The organism is Dietzia sp. NPDC055343 (assembly GCF_053645265.1).
On sequence record NZ_JBSHMJ010000011.1, the window covers coordinates 21,011 to 39,728 of the forward strand.

Below are 18,718 nucleotides of genomic sequence, written 5' to 3' on the forward strand. Positions count from 1 at the left end.
GATCAGCCCGAATCCGCCTCGTCCAGCACCTCGCGCAGCGCCGCGGCGAACGCGTCCGCATCGCGCGCGACCAGCCGCGAATAGCTCAGTACCAACCCCGACACCGGATACCGCGCGGACTGACTACTCAGCGACCGCGTTCGCCACCCGGCCCGCTCGAGTGACTGAACGACCTCGGCGTCGTCGTACCCGGGCAGCAACACACACAGGTGCAGGCCCGCCTCCACGCCGGTCACGTCCAGGTCGGGGCATTCGCGCGCGAGCGCGCCCACCAGTCGGGAGCGCCGATCGCTGTACACCCGCGCCGCCCGCGCCAGGTGCCGGTCCATCGCGCCCGAGGCCACGAACCCACCCAGCGCGTCCGCGGGCAGCGACGACGGCCCGCGCCGGTGCACCGCCAGCCACCGCTCGACCTCGCGGCGCAACCCGGCCGGTGGCAGGCACCAGGCGACGCGCAGGTCAGGGGCCACGGACTTGGACGACGTGCCGACGTACGCCACGCACCCGTCGGCGCCCGGCAGCGTCGCGAGCGCGGGCAGCGGGGCGACGCCGTAGCGGAACTCGCCGTCGTAGTCGTCCTCGATCACCAGCGAGCCCGTCCGCCGCGCCCACTCCACCAGCGCGACCCGCCGCTCGACGCTCATGCGGTGGCCGAGCGGGTACTGGTGTGCGGGCGTGGTGAACACGATCGCGGGCGCCTCGCCCAGGCGCCCGGCGTCGAGGCCGTCCGGGTCGACGGGGTGGAAGTGCACGTCCAGACCCTGCTCGCGTGCCATGAGCAGCGCGCCGCGGTAGCCGGGATCCTCCATGTGGAACGGGATCGCGGCGGGGCCCGGCCGGCCGGCCTCCTCGCGCCGGGCGACGAACGCGGCGCACAGGGCGGCGATCGCAGAGCGCGACGAGTCGAACAGCAGCGGGTCCGCGCCGGCGATCCCGCGATGCCGCCGCAGGTGCCCCGCCAACGCCGCGCGCACCGTCGGACTCGGCTCCTCCCACGGGTTGACCCCCGCGAGCCCCTGCGCCGCGGCCGCCCGCACGGCCGACCGCCACGCACGCTCCTCCACCAGCGCGGCGTCCGGGATCCCGGGACGCAGGTCGCGCGGCGATCGCCCCCGACGGGTCTCGGGTAGGGGCGACGACGACGAGGCCTCAGCCGCAGCACCGTCACTCCGCCGGGTCCTGGCACCCGCGCGGGCGGCCTGCGCGGCGCCCCGGCTGACGCGGGTGCCGGAGCCGCGTTCGGAGGCCACGAATCCGGCGGCGGCGAGTTCGTCGAACGCGCGCACGACCGTCCCCCGGGACAGGCCCGTCTGCTCGGCCAGCGCGCGTGTGGACGGCAGGCGGTCGCCGTCGGCCAGGGCGCCGTCCGCGATGCGCTCGATGATCGCGTCCACCAGATCCGCGGCTCCCGACACCTGCCCCAGGACCAGGGCGCCGGGGCGGGAGGTGCGGGACATGGACCAAGCGTAGGCGGCGACCGCGGTCACGAGGCCGGAGAAGTCGCCCGCCAGCGTGTAGGATTCACCGGCAGTGGGGGAGTATCCATCACGCTGTGGACGTCAGCACGCGGGCCCGAGGATCGGGTCGGCCGGGCACAGCGGCTCACACCAACGGTCAAGGCCCGGGTGAGCGGAGAGACTCACGGGGCTTTGTCGTCCCACGCCGTCTCTCACGAAAGGACCCTCTCCGTCCATGGAGATCACTCCGCTGCTCTGGGGCATCACGATCGCGGTGATCGTGGGCCTGCTGGCCTTCGACTATTTCTTCCACGTGCGCAAGGCACACCTGCCGACCATCCGCGAGGCCGCGGTCTGGTCCGCGATCTACGTGGGTCTGGCCCTGTTGTTCGGCCTCATGTTCTTCGCCGTGGGCGACACCGCGCACGCCGTCGAGTACTACGCCGGCTACATCACCGAGAAGGCGTTGAGCGTCGACAACCTCTTCGTGTTCCTGGTGATCATGGCGTCGTTCAAGGTGCCGCGTGAGTTCCAGCAGAAGGTGCTGCTGTTCGGCATCACGTTCGCGCTGATCTCGCGCACGGTGTTCATCCTCCTCGGCGCCGCGATCATCGAGGCCTGGTCGGACGTGTTCTACCTGTTCGGCATCGCGCTCCTGCTCATCGCCGGCCAGCAGCTCCGAGGCGAGCTCACCGGGGACAAGGACGGCAAGGACGAGGCCGACAACGTCATGGTCCGGCTGGCCAAGCGGTTCCTGCCGGCCTCCGAGCACTACGACGGCGACAAGCTGTTCACCCGCGAGAACGGCAAGCGGCTGCTCACGCCGATGCTGCTGGTCATGGTGGCGATCGGTGCCACCGACATCCTGTTCGCGTTCGACTCGATCCCCGCGATCTTCGGTCTGACGCAGGAGCCGTACATCGTCTTCACCGCCACCGCGTTCTCGCTGATGGGTCTGCGGCAGCTGTACTTCCTCATCGACGGCCTGCTCGACCGGCTCGTGTACCTGTCCTACGGGCTGTCCGCGATCCTCGGGTTCATCGGCGTCAAGCTGATCCTGCACGCACTGCACGAGAACAACCTGCCGTTCATCAACGAGGGCGAGAACGTCTCCGTCGTGGAGATCCCCACCAACCTCTCGCTGCTGGTGATCGTGATCATCCTGGCGATCACCGTGGCGGTCTCGCTGCTCAGCCCCAAGGGCAAGGCACTGCGTGCGCTGCAGAACGCCGAGCGCTACGCGTTCCGCTACTCCAGGCTCGCCGAGGACACCGACGTCTCCGACGCCGACCGCGTGCAGGCCGAGCAGCTCATGGACGACTGGACCCGCAAGGCCGAGTCCGTGGCGCCGAGGTACCGCGAGGAACTGCTCGAACACAAGGACAAGTACTCCGACATCATCCGCACCGCGCACGAGACCCGGTTGGCCTCCGCGCGGGCCGCGGGTCGCGAGGCCGGCGAGTCCGAGAAGATCGTCAAGCAGCGCGGCCCCACGGTCTGACGGCGCCGGGGCCTGGGGCCCGGGGCCTGGGGCGGCGTGCCCGGGCCCCGCTGGCCCGGGCCGGGGCGGCCGGCACTGAACCCGGCCCCGCCAGACCTTGTCGACATGAGTGCGAAACTCGTCGGCATCACTGCGAACCCAGCCCGGAAAGATAGCAGTGACGCCACCAAAGTTCGGGCAGCGCCGACACCGGACCACCGGCCGTCAGCAATCCCCGTATCGGCCGCCCCGAACCTTCGCCAAAGTGGTCTCACCATTTGGCCCGAAGTGGACCTTCCCAGCCGAGCCACTTAGCGGATGGAATGGCCTCATGCAGAACTCCGCGACCGCCTACAACCGCCCGGCGCCCACGTACCGCCAGTCCGCACGCCTCCGCGACGTCCGTTACGACGTGCGCGGCCCCATCCTCACCGAGGCCATGCGACTCGAGGCCGAGGGCCACGACATCCTGCGCCTGAACCTGGGCAACATGCGCCCGTTCGGCCTCGACGCACGCCCCGAGATCGTCGAGGCCGTGGCCCGCGACCTCGGCGACGGCCAGGCCTACTCGGATTCGCGCGGAATCCCGGTCGCGCGCGAGGCGGTCGCCGAGCACTACCGCCGCTGCGGGATCGACCAGATCTCGGCCGAGGACGTGTTCCTGGGCAACGGCGTCAGCGAGCTCATCACCCTCGTCCTGCAGGCCCTGGTGAACCCGGGCGACGAGATCCTGGTCCCGGCACCCGACTACCCCACGTGGACCGGCGCCGTGAACCTCACCGGCGGCGTGCCCATGCACTACCTGGCCGATGAGGCGAACGGCTGGAACCCGTCGCTGGAGGACATCGAGTCCAAGGTCACCCCGCGCACGAAGGCCCTCGTCCTGATCAATCCCAACAACCCGACGGGCGCGGTCTACAGCGAGGAGACGGTCCGCGGGATGGCCGACATCGCTCGCCGCCACGGACTCGTCCTACTCAGCGACGAGATCTACGAAGAGCTGGTCTTCGGCGAGGCCGTGCATCACCACGCGGCGCTCGCGGCCGGCAGCGACGTGTTGTGTCTGACCTTCGGCGGCCTGTCCAAGGCGTACCGGGTGTGCGGCTATCGGGCCGGCTGGGTCGCCGCGACCGGGCCGCTCGACCACGCCGCGGACTTACTCGAGGGGATCACGCTGCTGTCGAACATGCGGGTCTGCCCCAACGTGCCGGGCCAGTACGCGATCCCGGTGGCGCTCGCCGCGGGCACGCCCGGATCCGCGCTCCCGGCGGACGTCGTCGACCCGGGCGGCCGCCTGGAGTCGCAGCTGGCGATGGCGTCGGACGCCCTGAATGCGATCCCCGGGGTGAGCTGCGTACCGCCGCGCGGAGCTCTGTACTGCTTCCCTCGGATCGACCGCGAGATGTACGGGATCGACGACGACGAGGAGTTCGTCCTCGATCTACTGCGCTCGGAGCATGTTCTCGTCACGCACGGGACGGGGTTCAACTGGCCCGAGCCGGATCATTTCCGGATCGTCTGCCTGCCGGAGGCAGGCGTTCTGGAGCGGGCGATCGCCTCGATCGGCGACTACCTCGCCCGCCGCAGGCTCCGCGTCGCGGCCTGAACCCGGCCCGCCCCGCAAGACGCGCCGTCTCATCGTCCAGAGGGTTCCGCACACATCTCGCGAGTAGACGTGTGCGGAACCCTCTGGGCGATGGGCGCGAGCCGGTGACTTCGCGTATCCCGCCTGATCAGCCCTGGAGCGCGGGCTTGATGTAGTCCCACCCGGCGTCGAAGTTCTTCATGAAGTTGACCCAGTTGTGGGCGCCGGTCGGTGTGTAGACGACCTCGTGCTCGACACCGGCCTGGTTGAGTGCCCGCTCGAACGCCGTGGTGCCCTCGAGAACTCCGCGCTCGAGAACCACGCCCACGGCCAGCGACTGCACGTCCCCCTTGTACGCCGCGAGGTCGTCGGGCCCGATGACTCCGCTCCCTGCCGAGAAGAACACGCTCTTGCCATCCAGGCCGCCCACATGGGAGATCGTGTCGTTCTCCCGCCACTGGTCACTGCCGTGCGGGCCCCACATGTTCTGGACGTCGGCGCCGCGCGTCTCGACGGTCATGCGCAACGTCTGGTAGCCGAGCGGGTCCATGGTGGAGTAGTTGCCGCTGAACGACATCACGGCGTCGAACATGTCGTATGTCGCGGCGAGGTGCATCGCCGCCTGGCCTCCCATCGAGATGCCGCCGACCGCAGCCTTGTCGGTCACCTGCAGCTGCGACTCGACGATCCCGGGCAGCTCCTCGGTGAGGAACGTCTCCCACTTGTAGTTTCCGAGGAGCGGATCGTCGCTCTTCCAATCCGTCCAGTACGAGGCGTACGCCCCGGTGGGGGCCACGACGTGGACGTTGTCGTTCGCGAGCGGCCGCGTGTCGGTCTTGGCCATGGACCGCCATCCGGAGGGCTTCTCCGGGGAGTCGACACCGTCGAGCAGATAGAGCACCGGCGCGGGCCCCTCCCCCTTGGACGGCATCACCTCGACGAGGACCTCCCGCTGCATCGCGAAGGAGTCGACGACCCAGTATTCGTAGTCCCCGACCTTCGTCTTGCTGACGAAGCCTGGCGCTGCGACGTCCTTGTGCGGGCGGGGATCGCCGTACAGAGGAGTTTGCGAGCCCGTGCCCAGCGGGAAGTCCGCCGAGCCGACCGAGCCGATGACCCCGGCGGTCGATCCGACCGGCAGCGAGCCGATCACCTCGAGCGCCGTCTCCACTCCTCCCTCACCGAGGCTGGACACGTCGATGTCCTGGGCCGCGGCGGGGCCGGCCGAGCCGATGGTCAGGGCGGTGGCGAGAGCGCCGGCGGTGGTGGCCGCGAGGCGGCGCAGTGCGGGATTCATGTGTCTCCGATGGCGGATCGTGTCGCCGCCCGGTGACGACGAGAAAAGGTGGTGCAGAAAGAGCCGGCGGCTCAGTACAGCGCCGACTTGATGTAGTCCCAGCCGGGCTTGATCTTCGGCACAAAGGTATGCCAGTTGTGGAAGCCTGTGTCGGCGTAGTCGGCGAGATGCTTGATGCCCTCGCGATCGAGTACCCGCTCGAACTCCTCGGTTCCGGACCGCACGCCCGACTCCAGCAGGAGGCCCAGGGTCATCTTGAGGTAGTCGTCCCCGTACTCCTCGATATCTGTCTGCCCGACCCTGGGGCTGCCGGCGGAGAAGTAGACGGCGGTGTTCTCGAGGCCCTGCACGTGCGAGATCGTGTCGTGGTCCTTCCAGCGGTCGCTGCCGCGCGGGCCCCACATGTTCTCGAGCTCGCCACCCCGGCCCTCGATGGCGCCGCGGATCGACTGGTAGCCCAGCTCGTCCATGGTCGAGTAGTAGCCGGAGATGGACATGACGCCCTGGTAGAGCTCGGGGTGCGTGGCCGCGAGGTGCATCGCCGCCTGACCGCCCATCGATACGCCACCGACGGCGTTGTTGCCGTTGGTCGGCGTCCCGCGCTCCGCGAGCTGCGATTCGACGATGCCGGGCAGCTCCTTGGTGAGGAACGTCTCCCACTTGTTGTAGCCCAGAGTCGAGTCCTCGGCGTTCCAGTCCGCCCAGTACGCCGAGTACGCGCCGGTGGGCGCCACGATGTGGACGTTCTCGTTCTGCATCATCTCGTCGATGTGCACCTGGTGTCGGTAGCCGGAATTACCCTCCGGCGAGTCGACGCCGTCGAGCATGTACAGCACCGGCGCCGGGCCCTGGTCGGTGACCTGCGAGGGAACGACCTCGACGATCACCTCTCGCTGCATCGCCGCGGAGGTGACCAGCCAGTACTCGTACTCGCCGACGGTCTTGTCGAGCCCGACGAACTTCGACCCGGTGATCGTGTCCTGGCGCGGGCGGGGCGGCTTCTTGAGCTCCTGCAGCGACCCGGCGCCGTCGAGCGGGAAGTCGGAGGATCCGAGGGCGCCGAGCGAGCCGAGGGCGGACCCGAGCGGCAGTGAACCGGCGACCGAGCCGATCATCTCAACTTCCTCTAGTCCGAGCGAGGAGGTGTCGATGCCGTCGAGTTGGGCGTAGGCGGGCGTGATCGACCCGATGGTGAGGGCGAGGGTGAGGGCGCCGGCGGTGGCGGCCGCGAGGCGACGGAGTCCGAGGGACATGAGGCTCCAGATTCGAGGGGAGGGTGTGCTCGGAAAGCTTAATCGATCCTGAGTCCCGACGCGTTACCAGACCCCTCGCACGATCACCCGCGCAGGGCCCCCTCAACCGCTCCGCCGAGGTCCTGCGGCTTCCGGTTAGGGCCGAAGCGGCCCACCACCCGACCGTCGCGACCGATGAGGAACTTGGTGAAGTTCCACGTGATGCGCCCGCCGAGCATCCCGGACTTCTCCGATTTGAGCCAGCGGTACAGCGGGTGGGCATCGGCGCCGTTGACGTCGATCTTGGAGAACATCGGGAACTCCACGCCGAAGTTCCGTTCGCAGAATTCCCCTATCTGCTCATCGTCGCCCGGCTCCTGGTGCGCGAACTGGTCGCAGGGGAAGCCGAGCACCACGAGCCCGTCCTCGCGGTAGTCCTCGTAGAGCTTCTGCAGGCCCTTGTACTGCGGGGTGAATCCGCACTTGCTCGCGGTGTTGACCACCAGCACGACCCGGCCCGCGTAGTCCGAGAGGTCCTTCTCGCTGCCGTCGAGCAGGCGGGCCCGGAAGTCCGAGAGAGTGGGGGTGTCGGCCATGAGGACTCCTCGTTGTTCGCGTTGTCGTCGTCGTTCTGGTCGGTCCCCGACGCGCGCGGCTCGGTCGCGCGCGGATCACGCACCATTGTCCCCCGGCGACCGGCCCTGGTGGGGCCGTTGCCCGCTACCGGCCGCGGGAGACGTCCGGCATCGTCAGCGCCGAGGCCGCGCCGATCAGGCCCAGTACCGCCAGGAAGACCAGTGCCCACTGGACGCCGAGCAACGCGAGTGCCGAGCTGGTGCCGCCGACCAGCAACAGGATGATCCCCATGCTGGTGTTGCCCACCGCGACATAAGCGGTCCGAGTGTCTCCTTCCGCGACGTCCACGACGTAGGTCTTGCGGCCGACCCGAACGCCGGAGTGCAGCAGCGTGAGCAGGAAGTAGGAACCCACGAACACGGCCGTGCCGGCGGCCGATCCGCCGTCGAAGCCGGGGACCGCGAGCACCACCACGACCAGCGCGATCGCCACGAGCGAGGCCGCCGACGCCGCACGCGCCATCAGCAGCCGGCTGGACCGGTCGGCCATGCGGCCGAAGATCCGCCCGCCGATCAGCGACGCCACGCCCGAGGCGAGGATGAACCCGCCCAGCCCGGTCAGGGCGTGGGTGCCCGCGGCGACCGACATCGACACGATGAACGGCGGGCTCAGTGACGACACCAGCAGCAGCCCGCGCACGGAGATGAACTTCCGGAAGGTGGGATCCTCGCGGAACAGGCGCGCGGCGTCGGCGAACCACGAGCCGGACGCGCCCTCACCGCCCTCACCGCCCGAGCCCGAGGAGTCGTCCTTGCCGGACTTCTCCGACCGCCCCTCCCCTGCGGGCTCCTTGATCTGCGCGTACACCGCAGCGGACAGGGTCCACATGACCGCGCCCGCCGCCAGCAGGATCGCGATCTGCCCGGCGTCGATGTCGTGTCCGCCCACCAGCCGGATCGCCAGACCCAGCGTGACGGCCACGAGCCCCGCGGCGGAGGTGGCCAGCCCGATGATCTGCCCGCGTTCACCGGACGGGATCGTGCGCCCCTGGACGTCCTTGGACGCGATCGAACACAGGCAGCGGCCCAGCGAGAACATGACGAGCGCCGCCAGGATCCCCACGCCCGCGGCGGTCCCGTGACCGAGCGCGGCGATCGCGGCCATCACCGCCACCGACGCCGCCTGTACGCCCGCACCGGTGACGAACACCCACTTGCGCCGCCGCACCCGCACGACCAGCGGCGTGAGGAATGCCTGCGGCAGCATCGACCCGGACTCGCGGATCGGCACCAGCAGTCCCACCAGCGCGGCCGGCACGCCGATCACGTGGAACAGCCACGGCAGCACGGTCGACGCGCTGACCATCTGGTCCCCCGACGACTGGAACGTGTTGGCCGCGACCAGCCGCAGCCCGTTGCGCGGCACGTCCTGCTGCACGTCGCGGGGCAGCGCCGTCTCGGCGGGATCGACCCGCGTGACGAGGCGGGTGTACAGACGGTCGGGGGCGCTCACGTCTCAGGACAGTAGCCGCCCACTCCGACACCACCGCCCGGAACCCCACAACCGCAGAATCCGCCACCCTCCGCCCGGGTCCGCTGCCCTCCAGGGGAGGTAGCGGACCCGGAACGCGGGTAGCGGATTCCGGTAGCTGTCGGCTGGACGGGCCAGCCCGTCGGCCGTCTCGTTAGCCGAGCGGCCCGCCGCAGTTGGGCCACGCGCCGGCGCCCTGGCTGGCGAGCACCCGCTCACCCACGGCGATCTGCTGCTCCTTGGTGGCCTGGTCGGCGGTGGCGGCGTACTCGCCGCCGCCGTGCGCGGTCCAGGTCTGTGCGGCGAACTGCAGGCCGCCGTAGTAACCGTTGCCGGTGTTGATCTGCCAGTTGCCGCCGGACTCGCACTGGGCGACCTGCTCCCAGGCGGCCGGGCCGGCGGCGTTGGCGGCCGGCGTGGCGAGGCTGGCGGCCCCGGCGGCGACTCCTCCCGCGAGGAAGGCGCCGGCGAGGGTTCGGACGAGGGTCTTCTGCATTCTTCGTGACCTCCATGGGGGTCTGGCGTGTCGTGCATCGGTCGTCGGACAGCCGCCGACCCTACGTACCCGGCCGGGGAGGTGCGCAAGGTCGGAGCCGGTGCGAACCCGGGATCAGGGGATCGGCTGGGGTCGACGACGACGAGGCCCGTCGCAGGTCACGGCCCTGAATCGCCGGGTGCGATCGCCGGGCATTCGAGCGGTGGTGACATCGCCCACATCAAGGCAGGCTGGGGCCATGAGTGCTTTCGCGAAGGGCGACCATGTCGAGTGGAACTCCGAGGCGGGGATGGTCAGCGGCGTGATCCGGGCGGTCCACACCAAGGACGTGGAGTTCAAGGGCCGGACACGGCGCTGCAGCCCGGAGGAGCCGCAGTACGAGATCGCCAGCGACAAGACCGACCACGTCGCCATGCACAAGGAGAGCGCCCTGCGGAAGATCGGTAAGTGACCGACAGCTCGATCGCCATCGAGGATCGGACAACTGGCAGGCCTCGCTCGGTGGCGATCCACGAGTGCGGCGACCCGTCCGGCACACCCCTGATCCACTTCCACGGCACCCCTGGCTCCAGGCTCGAGGCGGATTTCGGTCACGAGATCGCCGCCAGGGCGGGCGTACGGGTGATCGGCTTCGACCGGCCCGGTTACGGCGCTTCCGACGCCGCGCCGATCAGCGCGGTGGGCATCGCTCACGAAGCGGAGTCGATCGCCGATCATCTGGGGCTGGAACGGTTCGCGGTGTCGGCGTGGTCAGGCGGTACCGCGTTCGCGTTGGCGACCGCCGCTGTGCTGCCTGAGCGCGTCTCACGTGTGGGGATCGCCGGCGGGTTGGCGCCGTTCGACCGGATGCCCGATGCCCGCGACTCACTCTCGCCGAACGACCTCGAGGCGCTGGCGCAGCTACCCGCCGATCCGGCTCGTGCCGCGGGGCTCTTCCGCACCGGGAACGCCGATACGCTCGGGGCGATGCTCTCGGTTCGCGACGACGAGGCGGCGCCCTGGATCGACTGGATGTTCGCGTCCAGCGACACCGAGGTGGTCGCCCGCCCCGAAGCCCGCCGCGCGCTGGCCGTGAACTTTCGTGAGGCGCTGCGCCAGGGCACGGACGCGATCGCGTGGGACAACGTGGCGTTCGTGGGCCCGTGGGGGGTGCAGGTCGAGGACGTCGTCGCGCCGGTTCTGCTCTGGTACGGAGACCGTGACGAGATTGCCCCACCGGTCAACGGGCAGTGGCTCGCCGAGCACCTCGCCCACGCCCACTTGACCGTCTACCCGGGCGAGGGCCATCTGGTACCGCTGACCTATTGGGCCGAGATACTGCGGTCACTGACTGTCGACCACCGACCCGTCGAATCACTCATGGAGGATCAACTTCGCGGTGCCGGACACGACGATCCCGTTGTGTTCCGGAATTGACACTTCGAGCAGGCTGGGGCGGCCGACATGGGCACCCTGGTGGATGTGGACTGCCCGGGATGGTGGAACCCGGCCGATCTCGCGCAGGTATGCGCCGGTGGCGGCAGCGGCGGATCCGGTTGCCGGGTCCTCGTTGATGCGGCCGACCGGAAAGATGTTGCGGGCGACGAACTCGTCCTCAGCGACGGGATGCAGCACCGTGATGGTGCCCGCCCACCCGCGCTCCCTCATCATCTCGGCGACGGGTGCCGGTGCGAATCGGAACTGGTTGAAGATCTCGGCGTCGCGCAGCACCAGCATCGGATGCCAGTTGCCGGCGAAGGCCTCGCGGGCCGGGAAGTCGGGGTGCAGGTCCCCGGCTCGCAACCCCAGTAGGTCGAGGACTCGGTCGGTCACGTCGGACGGCATCGCGCGGACATGGGGTTGCACGCTGATGAAACTCACCCGGACACCGTCATCCGTGTTCTCGACCGCCAAAGAGACCTCACCGACCTCGGTGTCGAAAACGATGCTCTCGATGCTGTATCGCTCTGCCAGCGCGACGGCGGTCGCCACGGTCGCATGGCCGCAGAACGGTACCTCCGCGGCCGGAGACCAGTAGCGAATGCCGACGATCAGACCGCGCAACTCGGTGCTGATGCTCGTCACGAACGCTGTCTCGGGGTAGCCGACTCGTGCGGCGATGCGCAACATCTCCGCATCGCTCAGTTCGGCGGCATCGAGCACTATGCCCGCGGGATTTCCCCCGCCTTCCGCTGCGGCGAACGCGGCGTACCGCAGAATCTCGGGTTCGACCAAGGACTTCATGAGTCAAGGCTAAACATCGCGCGTCGCGTCAGCCCGCGGGCCGAGTGGAGGATCAGGCAGTGGCGACTCAGCCAGCGACGGCGGCCGCGAGGTTGCCCAGGCTGTCGGCGAGCTGCTTCTCCGACACCACCGGGAACGACAGCTTCTCCCGGAGCTTCTTGTCGACCGCGGACCAGTCGTAGGTGAGCCGGACCCTGGTCGAGTCGGGCCCCTCGGGCGTGAGCTCCCAGACCCACTCCCAACCGGGGGGCTCGGTGCCGGCGGGGGCGGTCTTCCACGCGAGCAGCTTGTCGTCGACGAACCCGGTGACGTGGTTGTCGGTCCGGTACTCGCCGCCCATGGCCTCGGCGTACATGTCCATGGTGAACACGTCGCCCACCTGCTGGATGCGGTCGGTCTTGTAGTCGCCGCGGACCATCCCCGAGCCGTCCAGCCGGGCGTGGTTCTCCGGGTTGGACAGGCACTCGAAGATCTCGGCCGCCGAGTGGTCGATCACTCGCTCGACGATGACGTTGGTGGAATCACTCATGCCCCCACCGTGCACGCTGACGGCCGAGCGCGCATCCGCTGCGCGGCCGAGATCGTCGAACGCTTGCCGGGTAGCCCGGGCCCGGGTAGGCACGAGGTATGGGAACCACACTCGAGATCACGACCGACGACGGAACCGCCGAGGCCTACCTGACCGGGTCCGGCCCGGGTGTGCTGTTCTTCATCGACGCCATCGGGCTGCGGCCGCGCATCGAGGAGATGGCCGACCGGATCGCCGGCTGGGGCTACACCGTCCTGGCTCCGAACGTCTTCTACCGGCTCGGCACCAGGGAAGAACTGCTCCCGCCGATGGACCTGACCGTCCCCGAGAACCGGAAGGCGTACGGGCCGGTGATCATGCCCCGCGTGCAGGGCTATACGCCGGACCTGTCCGACCCAGACACCGCGCGTTGGCTCGACGTCCTCGGCGAGCACGCGCGCCCGGGGCCCGTCGGCGTGACCGGCTATTGCATGGGCGCCCGGTTGGCGGTGCGGGCGGCGGCGCTCCGGCCCGAGCAGGTGGTGGCGGCCGCGGGCTTCCACGGCGCGGCCCTCGTCGACGGCTCCGAGGCGAGCCCGCATCTGCTGCTGCCGCACTGCCGGGCCGAGTTCGCGTTCGGACACGCCGACGCGGACCCGGCCAACGACGCCGAGGCGATCGCCGAGCTGGGCCGGACGCTCGACGCCGCCGGGCTGACCGCGGTGAACGAGACCTATCCGGACGCCCCGCACGGCTTCAGCATGTCGGACACCGCCTCCTACCAGGAAGAAGGCGCCGAGCGGATGTTCCGCACGCTGGAGGCCCTCCTCCAGCGCACGCTGGGCGGCCCCGCCCGGGGCTGACTCCGGCAGGCTGCCCGCCCGGGGCGGGCCGCCTCCGGCGGGCCGGCCCCGGGCGCGCCTCAGCCGCGGCGGGCCGTGAAGCGACCGATCAGGCGGGTGCCCGCCAGGAACGGGACCCGCGTGAACCGCTTGGAGTACCAGGCGAAGGTCGCGAACGCGTCCGGGGTGATCACGACACGGCGGGCCTCTATGCCCCGGATCGCCCGCCGGGCGATGATCTCCGAGGTGAGGTGCGTCTTGGAGAGCAGCTTGCGCGCCATCTCGTCCGACTGTGCATCCTCCCCGGACAGCGAATCCGCCAAACCGGACTGGAAGAACTGCGGGCAGATCACCGACGTCGACACCCCCCGGTGCCGCAGTTCCGCGTCGAGGGTCTCCCCCAGCGCGACCGCCGCGGCCTTGGTGGCGTTGTAGGCGCTCATCTGCGGTGCGTGCACCAGGCCGGCCGCCGAAGCGGTGATGACGATCCGGCCGCCGTCCGGGATCCGGCCGGCGAAGGTGCGGCAGCCGCGCACGACCCCCAGCAGGTTGATCTCGACGATCCGCTGCCACGCGGCCATCGACGTGATTTCGATCGGCCCGCCCACCGCGATGCCGGCGTTGTTGACCAGTACGTCCAGTCGGTCGATCTCCGCGGCCGCCGTCTCCCAGTCCGCGTCCGAGGTCACGTCCAGTCGGCGGTACGTCCAGCGCCCGGTCAGCGCCCGCACCTCGGCCGGCGCCTCGGCGTGGACATCCGTGAGGATCACCTCGTCACCGAGCGCCAGGAACTCGCGCGTCAGCGCCAGCCCGAGCCCGGATGCCGCACCGGTGATGAGGACACGACGCGAGCCGGCCTCGGCCGCCGACGCCCCCGCGCGGCCACGTCGGGAAAGGAATCCGCTCATCGGGTCAGGCCCACCTTGTCGTCGTCGTTCTCGTCGTCGAACTGGATGCCCGCGGCCTCGTGGCCCGCGACCTCAGGACTCGCGGCGGCGCTCCCCACGTCTGGCCGCCCGCCGGACAGCTCCACGTCCGGACCGAAGGCCATCCCGCGGCGCTGGTCGCCGAACGCCAGCTCCGGGATCTCCACCAGGTAGTTCTGCACGTAGCGCCACGGCCGGGTCTCGCCCTGCTTGGGGAAGAGATGGCCGTCGCGCCGGATGTAGCCGGCGTCGAAGTCGAGCAACAGCCGATCGGCGGGCTCCTCGGGCGCAGTCGGCGCGTACACGGTGTCGCCCCGCTTCCACAGTTTGACCATGTAGCGCGAGACCATGTCGGCGCGCAGTGTCCACGACGAGTTGATATAGCCGACGGTGAAGCTGAAGTTGGGCACGCCGGCGAGCATCATGCCGCGGTAGGTCGCCTGGGCGGAGATGTCCAGGGGCCGGCCGTCGATGCTCAGGGTGCCGCCGCCGAACGCCTGGAGCCGCAGGCCGGTGGCGGTGACTATCACGTCGGCGGGGATCTCTTCGCCTCCGACGAGCCGGATGCCGGTCGGGGTGAACGTCTCGATGTGCCCGGTCACCACTCGCGCACCGCGCTGCAGTGAGCGGAAGATGTCGCCGTCGGGGGCCTTGCACACGCGCTGATCCCACGGGCGGTAGTCGGGCGTGAAGTGCTGGTCGATCATCTCGGCGGAGATGTAGCGCCGCTGCATCGCGCGCAGCGCCCGCTTGAACAACCACGGCACCCGCTGCGCGATCACGAACTGCGACATGTCGCGCGCACCGTGGTTGAAGCGCGCGACCTTGTAGGCAAGCGGCCCCGGCAACAGACGCTTCCACACCGCGCTGATGGTGTCCTTCTCCGGCAGCGGGCCGATGTAGCTGGGGGTGCGCTGCAGCATCGTGACCTCGGCGCCCAGCTGCTCCAGCGACGGCAGTAGCGTGACTGCCGTTGCGCCGGAGCCGATCACGACGATCTTGCGGCCCTCGTAGTCCATGTTCTCGGGCCACTGCTGTGGGTGGATGATCTCGCCGCGGAAGTCGGCCTCGCCCGGGAACTCGGGGCGGTAGCCCTCGGCGTGCGAGTAGTACCCGGCGCCGTAGTGGACCCGGCGGGCCCACACGATGCGCTCGGTGGTGGTCGAGGCGTCGCCGGCCGCGACGTCGGCGGAGGCGTCGCCGCCCACGCGGCACGTGATGCGGTACAGCTGTAGAGCGGTGTTCCAGTCGGAGTCGGCGACCCACGACCGCAGATGCAGCCGGTCCAGCGCGCCGGCCTCACGGGCGGTGTCGCGGATGTACTCCTTGATGTCGGCGCCGCCGCCGAGCGTGGAGTCGTGCGGCCACGGCCGGAACGGGAAGCCGAAGGTGGCCATGTCCGAGTCGGAACGGATGCCCGGATAGCGGAAGGTGTGCCACGTTCCGCCGAGATCGTCATGGGCGTCGTGGATCTCCCATTCCCACTGCGGGAAGGTGCGATTGACGTGGTGCGCGAGATCGATCCCGGAGATCCCCGCGCCCACGATCAGCAGGTCCAGCGGGTTCTCTGGCGTCGCGCCCGGCCGCTGGCGGCTGTCGGTGGAAGTACTCATGCCGAGTACCGTAGCCGCGCCTGGCGTCAGAAACCTTCCGTAATGCGCCAACAAGTTGAGAATTCGCGCCACCCGACGCAGGGTTACCCCATGGCATTCATCCGATCGGCAGGCCTGCGCGGCGTCCGACAGGTGGTCACCGACCTGGGCGGGGACCCCGACGACCTGGCCCGGCGCTGCGGCCTGCCGACCGCCGCCCTGGACAGCGACGAGATCCTGGTCGAGGACCTGGCGATCGCCCTGCTACTGGAGACGGCCGCCGCGGAGCTCGACTGCCCGGACCTCGGCCTGCGGGTGGCCCAGCTCCAGGACCTGGACATGCTGGGCCCGGTCGCCGTGGCCGTGAAGAACGCGCGCAGCACCACCCAGGCGCTCGAGATGACCTCCAAGTACCTGTTCTTCCACTCGCGGTCGATCGAGATCACCGTGATCCCCGATCCCAGGGGCGACGACGACGTGCTGGGCGTGCGTTTCGGATACCGCGACGTAGACCAGGAGATCCCTCCGCAGTCCGTCGACCTGGTGCTCCTGTTCCTGCACCGCGCGATGCAGAGCGTGCTGGGGCCTGACTACGGACTCCTGTCGGTGGAGTTGCCGAACGAACTCGGCGCTGCGGAGCAGCAGTACCGGGAGCTATTCGGCGCCCCGGTGGCGGCGTCGACCCCGGGCGCGGTGCTGCGCGTGCCGTCCGCGCTGCTCGGGCAGCCCATCCCCGGCGGCGACCAGACCCTGCAGCAGTTGGCGCTCCGGTACCTCGACCAGCACGTCCCCGCGGACCGACGCGGCTTCGTCGACCACGCCCGGGCGGTGCTGCACCAGTCGCTGGAGACCGGCACCTCCTCGCTCGCGGACGTGGCCGGCCTGCTGGCGGTGTCGCCGCGCACGCTGCAGCGCGAGCTCGCCAAGGAGAACACGACCTTCGCCGCGATCCGCGACGACGTCCGTCGCGAGACGGCGCTGAGACTGCTCACCACCACGGAGATCCCGCTGTACCAGATCGCTTCCGCCCTCGACCTGGGCGATGCGACCACGTTCAGCCAGTACTCGCGCCGCTGGTGGGGCAAGACCGCTCGCCAGGTGCGACTCGGCGGCACGCCTGCCGCCGAGGTGGGAGACTGGAGACCATGAGCTCGATCCCGGCGTCCGACCCCCTGGCCATGCTGCGCTCCGGACGGGGACCGGAGGACGGGGCCGAGCCGGACGACCCGATCCGCGAGCAGATCCTCGACGCCGCGACGGCGCAGTTCCAGAGCGTGGGGATCGCCCGGTCCACGATGAACGACATCACGCGGCGGGCCGGCCTGGCGCGGATGACCCTGTACCGGCGGTTCGCCAACAAGCAGGAACTCGTCGAGGCGACGCTGCTGCGTGAGTCGGCGTGGTTCCTGTCCGATCTGCAGCAGGAGATCGACGCCCACGACACGGTGGAGGACAAGCTCACCGAGGGGTTCGCCTTCACCGTCGAGACACTGCGCGATCATGACCTGCTCAACCGGCTCCTGGAGACCGAGGCGGAGGCGACCGTCCCGCATTTCACGGTCCAGGGGGCGCCGCTGATCACCGCGGCCGCGCACTTCCTGGCCGGCGAGGTCTCCCGCAACGCCCCCGACTCGCGCAGCTACGAGGAACTGCTGGTCGTTGCCGAGGTGACCGTGCGGCTCGTCATCTCGTTCGTCCTCAGTCCGTCCATGGTCATCGATCTGGACGACCCCGAGGTCTCCCGGGCGTTCGCCCGCAACCACCTCGGTCCGCTGCTCGGCCCGTCGGCGTTCGCCGGCGAGGCCGGACCAGCGCATTCCTGAGTAATTCTTCGCAGGCGGTTGACGAAACACCCCTCCGTGTCTAGCGTCAGTTACAAATAGATCGCGGATGTCACTCTGTATCGATCCGCATGTGGCTCCCACGCTCCCGGCAACGGCCGGTGACCGGAAGGATGATCATGACTGCTGTCGCACCCGCCCCGTCGGCGACCACCGAGGAGTACGAGAACACGCTCCGGCGCCTGTCGGACGCCTCGGTCCACCGCAGCTTCGACCCGTTCAAGGACATCTCCTGGGACCACCCGGACTTCAAGGCGGATCCCACCGACAAGCGCTGGATCCTGCCCGCTGGGATCGACCCGCTGGGCGGGCACCCCTGGTACCTGGCGCAGCCCGAGGAGAAGCAGATCGCGATCGGCCTGTGGCGCCAGGCCAACATCATGAAGGTCGGCCTGCAGTTCGAGAACATCCTGATCCGCGGGATCATGCAGTACGTCTTCAAGTCGGAGAACGGCTCGGCCGAGTTCCGCTACCTCACGCACGAGGCCACCGAGGAGTGCCACCACACCCAGATGTTCCAGCAGGGTGTGAACGCCATCGGCGCGGACGTCCCGGGAATGCCCAAGTGGCTGCGCCGGATCTCGCCCATCATCCCGATGGCGGCCGGCCCGTTCCCGGTGGCCTTCTTCATCGGGGTCCTCGCCGGCGAGGAGCCGATCGACCACACGCAGAAGCAGGTCCTGCGCAACTCGGACAACCTCCCGCCGGTGCTGTCGCGGATCATGGAGATCCACGTCGCCGAGGAGGCCCGCCACATCTCCTTCGCCCACACCTTCGTCGCCCGCAACGCGCCGCGCATGTCCCGCCGAGAGAAGTTCCTGGTCTCGCTGGCGTTCCCGGTGATCATGCGGCTGCTGTGCGACGCGATCCTCAAGCCGACCAAGGAGTTCCGCGACGCCTTCGACATCCCACAGGAGGTCGTCGACGAGCTGTACTGGGACGGCCCTGAGTCGCGCCGGTTCCTGTCGGACCTGTTCGGTGACGTGCGCATGCTCGCCGAGGATTCCGGGCTCATGAACCCGACCGCCCGCCGCGTGTGGAAGGCGCTGAAGATCGACGGCCGCCCCTCCCGCTTCCGCGGCGAGCCGCCGGTCGCGTTCCACGAGCCGGCCCCGGCCGCCGCCGCGAGCTAG

18 protein-coding genes are annotated in these 18,718 nt (G+C 69.7%); 8 read left to right on the forward strand and 10 right to left on the reverse strand.

Going from position 1 to position 18,718, the window contains the following annotated elements; genetic code table 11:
• Positions 1-2: 2 nt before the first annotated feature.
• Positions 3-1,457 carry an aminotransferase-like domain-containing protein gene (locus ACWIE7_RS07380; RefSeq protein ID WP_454068896.1) on the reverse strand — a complete coding sequence of 485 codons (1,455 nt, stop codon included), beginning with the start codon at positions 1,455-1,457 and terminating at the stop codon, positions 3-5.
• Between the two features lie 235 nt (positions 1,458-1,692).
• Here ACWIE7_RS07380 and ACWIE7_RS07385 point away from each other — a divergent pair, with 235 nt between their 5' ends.
• Positions 1,693-2,958, forward strand: a complete 1,266-nt coding sequence (locus ACWIE7_RS07385) for a TerC family protein (protein WP_452098069.1) — start codon at positions 1,693-1,695, stop codon at positions 2,956-2,958.
• Positions 2,959-3,268: 310 nt separating this feature from the next.
• Positions 3,269-4,543: a pyridoxal phosphate-dependent aminotransferase gene (locus tag ACWIE7_RS07390; protein ID WP_452098070.1), complete on the forward strand. Its 1,275-nt coding sequence runs from the start codon at positions 3,269-3,271 to the stop codon at positions 4,541-4,543.
• Positions 4,544-4,670: 127 nt separating this feature from the next.
• Here ACWIE7_RS07390 and ACWIE7_RS07395 read toward each other — a convergent pair whose 3' ends face one another.
• From ACWIE7_RS07395 to ACWIE7_RS07415, 5 genes are all read right to left on the reverse strand, one after another.
• The gene (locus ACWIE7_RS07395; RefSeq protein ID WP_454068897.1) at positions 4,671-5,819 is read right to left on the reverse strand and encodes an alpha/beta hydrolase; all 1,149 of its coding nucleotides are present in this window, start codon (positions 5,817-5,819) and stop codon (positions 4,671-4,673) included.
• A 71-nt stretch (positions 5,820-5,890) separates the two neighbouring features.
• Complete coding sequence (locus ACWIE7_RS07400; RefSeq protein WP_454068898.1) at positions 5,891-7,072, reverse strand: alpha/beta hydrolase; 1,182 nt, start codon at positions 7,070-7,072, stop codon at positions 5,891-5,893.
• A gap of 83 nt (positions 7,073-7,155) precedes the next feature.
• The gene (locus ACWIE7_RS07405) at positions 7,156-7,647 is read right to left on the reverse strand and encodes a glutathione peroxidase (RefSeq protein ID WP_452098073.1); all 492 of its coding nucleotides are present in this window, start codon (positions 7,645-7,647) and stop codon (positions 7,156-7,158) included.
• A gap of 124 nt (positions 7,648-7,771) precedes the next feature.
• A complete protein-coding gene (locus ACWIE7_RS07410; protein ID WP_454068899.1) occupies positions 7,772-9,139 on the reverse strand; it encodes an MFS transporter in 1,368 nt (455 codons plus the stop codon).
• Positions 9,140-9,311: 172 nt separating this feature from the next.
• On the reverse strand, positions 9,312-9,653 hold the full coding sequence (locus ACWIE7_RS07415; protein WP_230929288.1) for a transglycosylase family protein: 342 nt from the start codon (positions 9,651-9,653) through the stop codon (positions 9,312-9,314).
• Between the two features lie 238 nt (positions 9,654-9,891).
• Between ACWIE7_RS07415 and ACWIE7_RS07420 the strand changes: the two genes are divergently transcribed.
• On the forward strand, positions 9,892-10,104 hold the full coding sequence (locus tag ACWIE7_RS07420; RefSeq protein ID WP_454057243.1) for a DUF2945 domain-containing protein: 213 nt from the start codon (positions 9,892-9,894) through the stop codon (positions 10,102-10,104).
• Entirely contained in the window at positions 10,101-11,069 is a 969-nt protein-coding gene (locus tag ACWIE7_RS07425; RefSeq protein ID WP_454068900.1) for an alpha/beta fold hydrolase, read from the forward strand. Before ACWIE7_RS07420 ends, ACWIE7_RS07425 begins: the two co-directional genes overlap by 4 nt.
• On the opposite strand, the gene ACWIE7_RS07430 is transcribed toward ACWIE7_RS07425, so the two are convergent.
• On the reverse strand, positions 11,007-11,876 hold the full coding sequence (locus ACWIE7_RS07430) for a PhzF family phenazine biosynthesis protein (protein WP_454068901.1): 870 nt from the start codon (positions 11,874-11,876) through the stop codon (positions 11,007-11,009). The genes ACWIE7_RS07425 and ACWIE7_RS07430 overlap by 63 nt on opposite strands.
• 67 nt (positions 11,877-11,943) lie before the next feature.
• The gene (locus tag ACWIE7_RS07435; protein WP_454057246.1) at positions 11,944-12,405 is read right to left on the reverse strand and encodes an SRPBCC family protein; all 462 of its coding nucleotides are present in this window, start codon (positions 12,403-12,405) and stop codon (positions 11,944-11,946) included.
• A 98-nt stretch (positions 12,406-12,503) separates the two neighbouring features.
• Between ACWIE7_RS07435 and ACWIE7_RS07440 the strand changes: the two genes are divergently transcribed.
• Positions 12,504-13,247, forward strand: coding sequence for a dienelactone hydrolase family protein (locus ACWIE7_RS07440; protein WP_454057247.1), 744 nt, complete (start codon positions 12,504-12,506; stop codon positions 13,245-13,247).
• Positions 13,248-13,306: 59 nt separating this feature from the next.
• Here the strand turns inward: ACWIE7_RS07440 and ACWIE7_RS07445 are convergent, their stop codons facing one another.
• The gene (locus ACWIE7_RS07445; protein WP_454057248.1) at positions 13,307-14,134 is read right to left on the reverse strand and encodes an SDR family NAD(P)-dependent oxidoreductase; all 828 of its coding nucleotides are present in this window, start codon (positions 14,132-14,134) and stop codon (positions 13,307-13,309) included.
• On the reverse strand, positions 14,131-15,765 hold the full coding sequence (locus ACWIE7_RS07450) for a flavin-containing monooxygenase (protein WP_454057249.1): 1,635 nt from the start codon (positions 15,763-15,765) through the stop codon (positions 14,131-14,133). Before ACWIE7_RS07450 ends, ACWIE7_RS07445 begins: the two co-directional genes overlap by 4 nt.
• A gap of 90 nt (positions 15,766-15,855) precedes the next feature.
• Here ACWIE7_RS07450 and ACWIE7_RS07455 point away from each other — a divergent pair, with 90 nt between their 5' ends.
• From ACWIE7_RS07455 to ACWIE7_RS07465, 3 genes are all read left to right on the forward strand, one after another.
• Positions 15,856-16,893, forward strand: a complete 1,038-nt coding sequence (locus ACWIE7_RS07455) for an AraC family transcriptional regulator (protein ID WP_454068902.1) — start codon at positions 15,856-15,858, stop codon at positions 16,891-16,893.
• Positions 16,890-17,567: a TetR family transcriptional regulator gene (locus ACWIE7_RS07460; RefSeq protein WP_454057251.1), complete on the forward strand. Its 678-nt coding sequence runs from the start codon at positions 16,890-16,892 to the stop codon at positions 17,565-17,567. Before ACWIE7_RS07455 ends, ACWIE7_RS07460 begins: the two co-directional genes overlap by 4 nt.
• A gap of 137 nt (positions 17,568-17,704) precedes the next feature.
• Positions 17,705-18,718: an AurF N-oxygenase family protein gene (locus tag ACWIE7_RS07465; protein WP_454057252.1), complete on the forward strand. Its 1,014-nt coding sequence runs from the start codon at positions 17,705-17,707 to the stop codon at positions 18,716-18,718.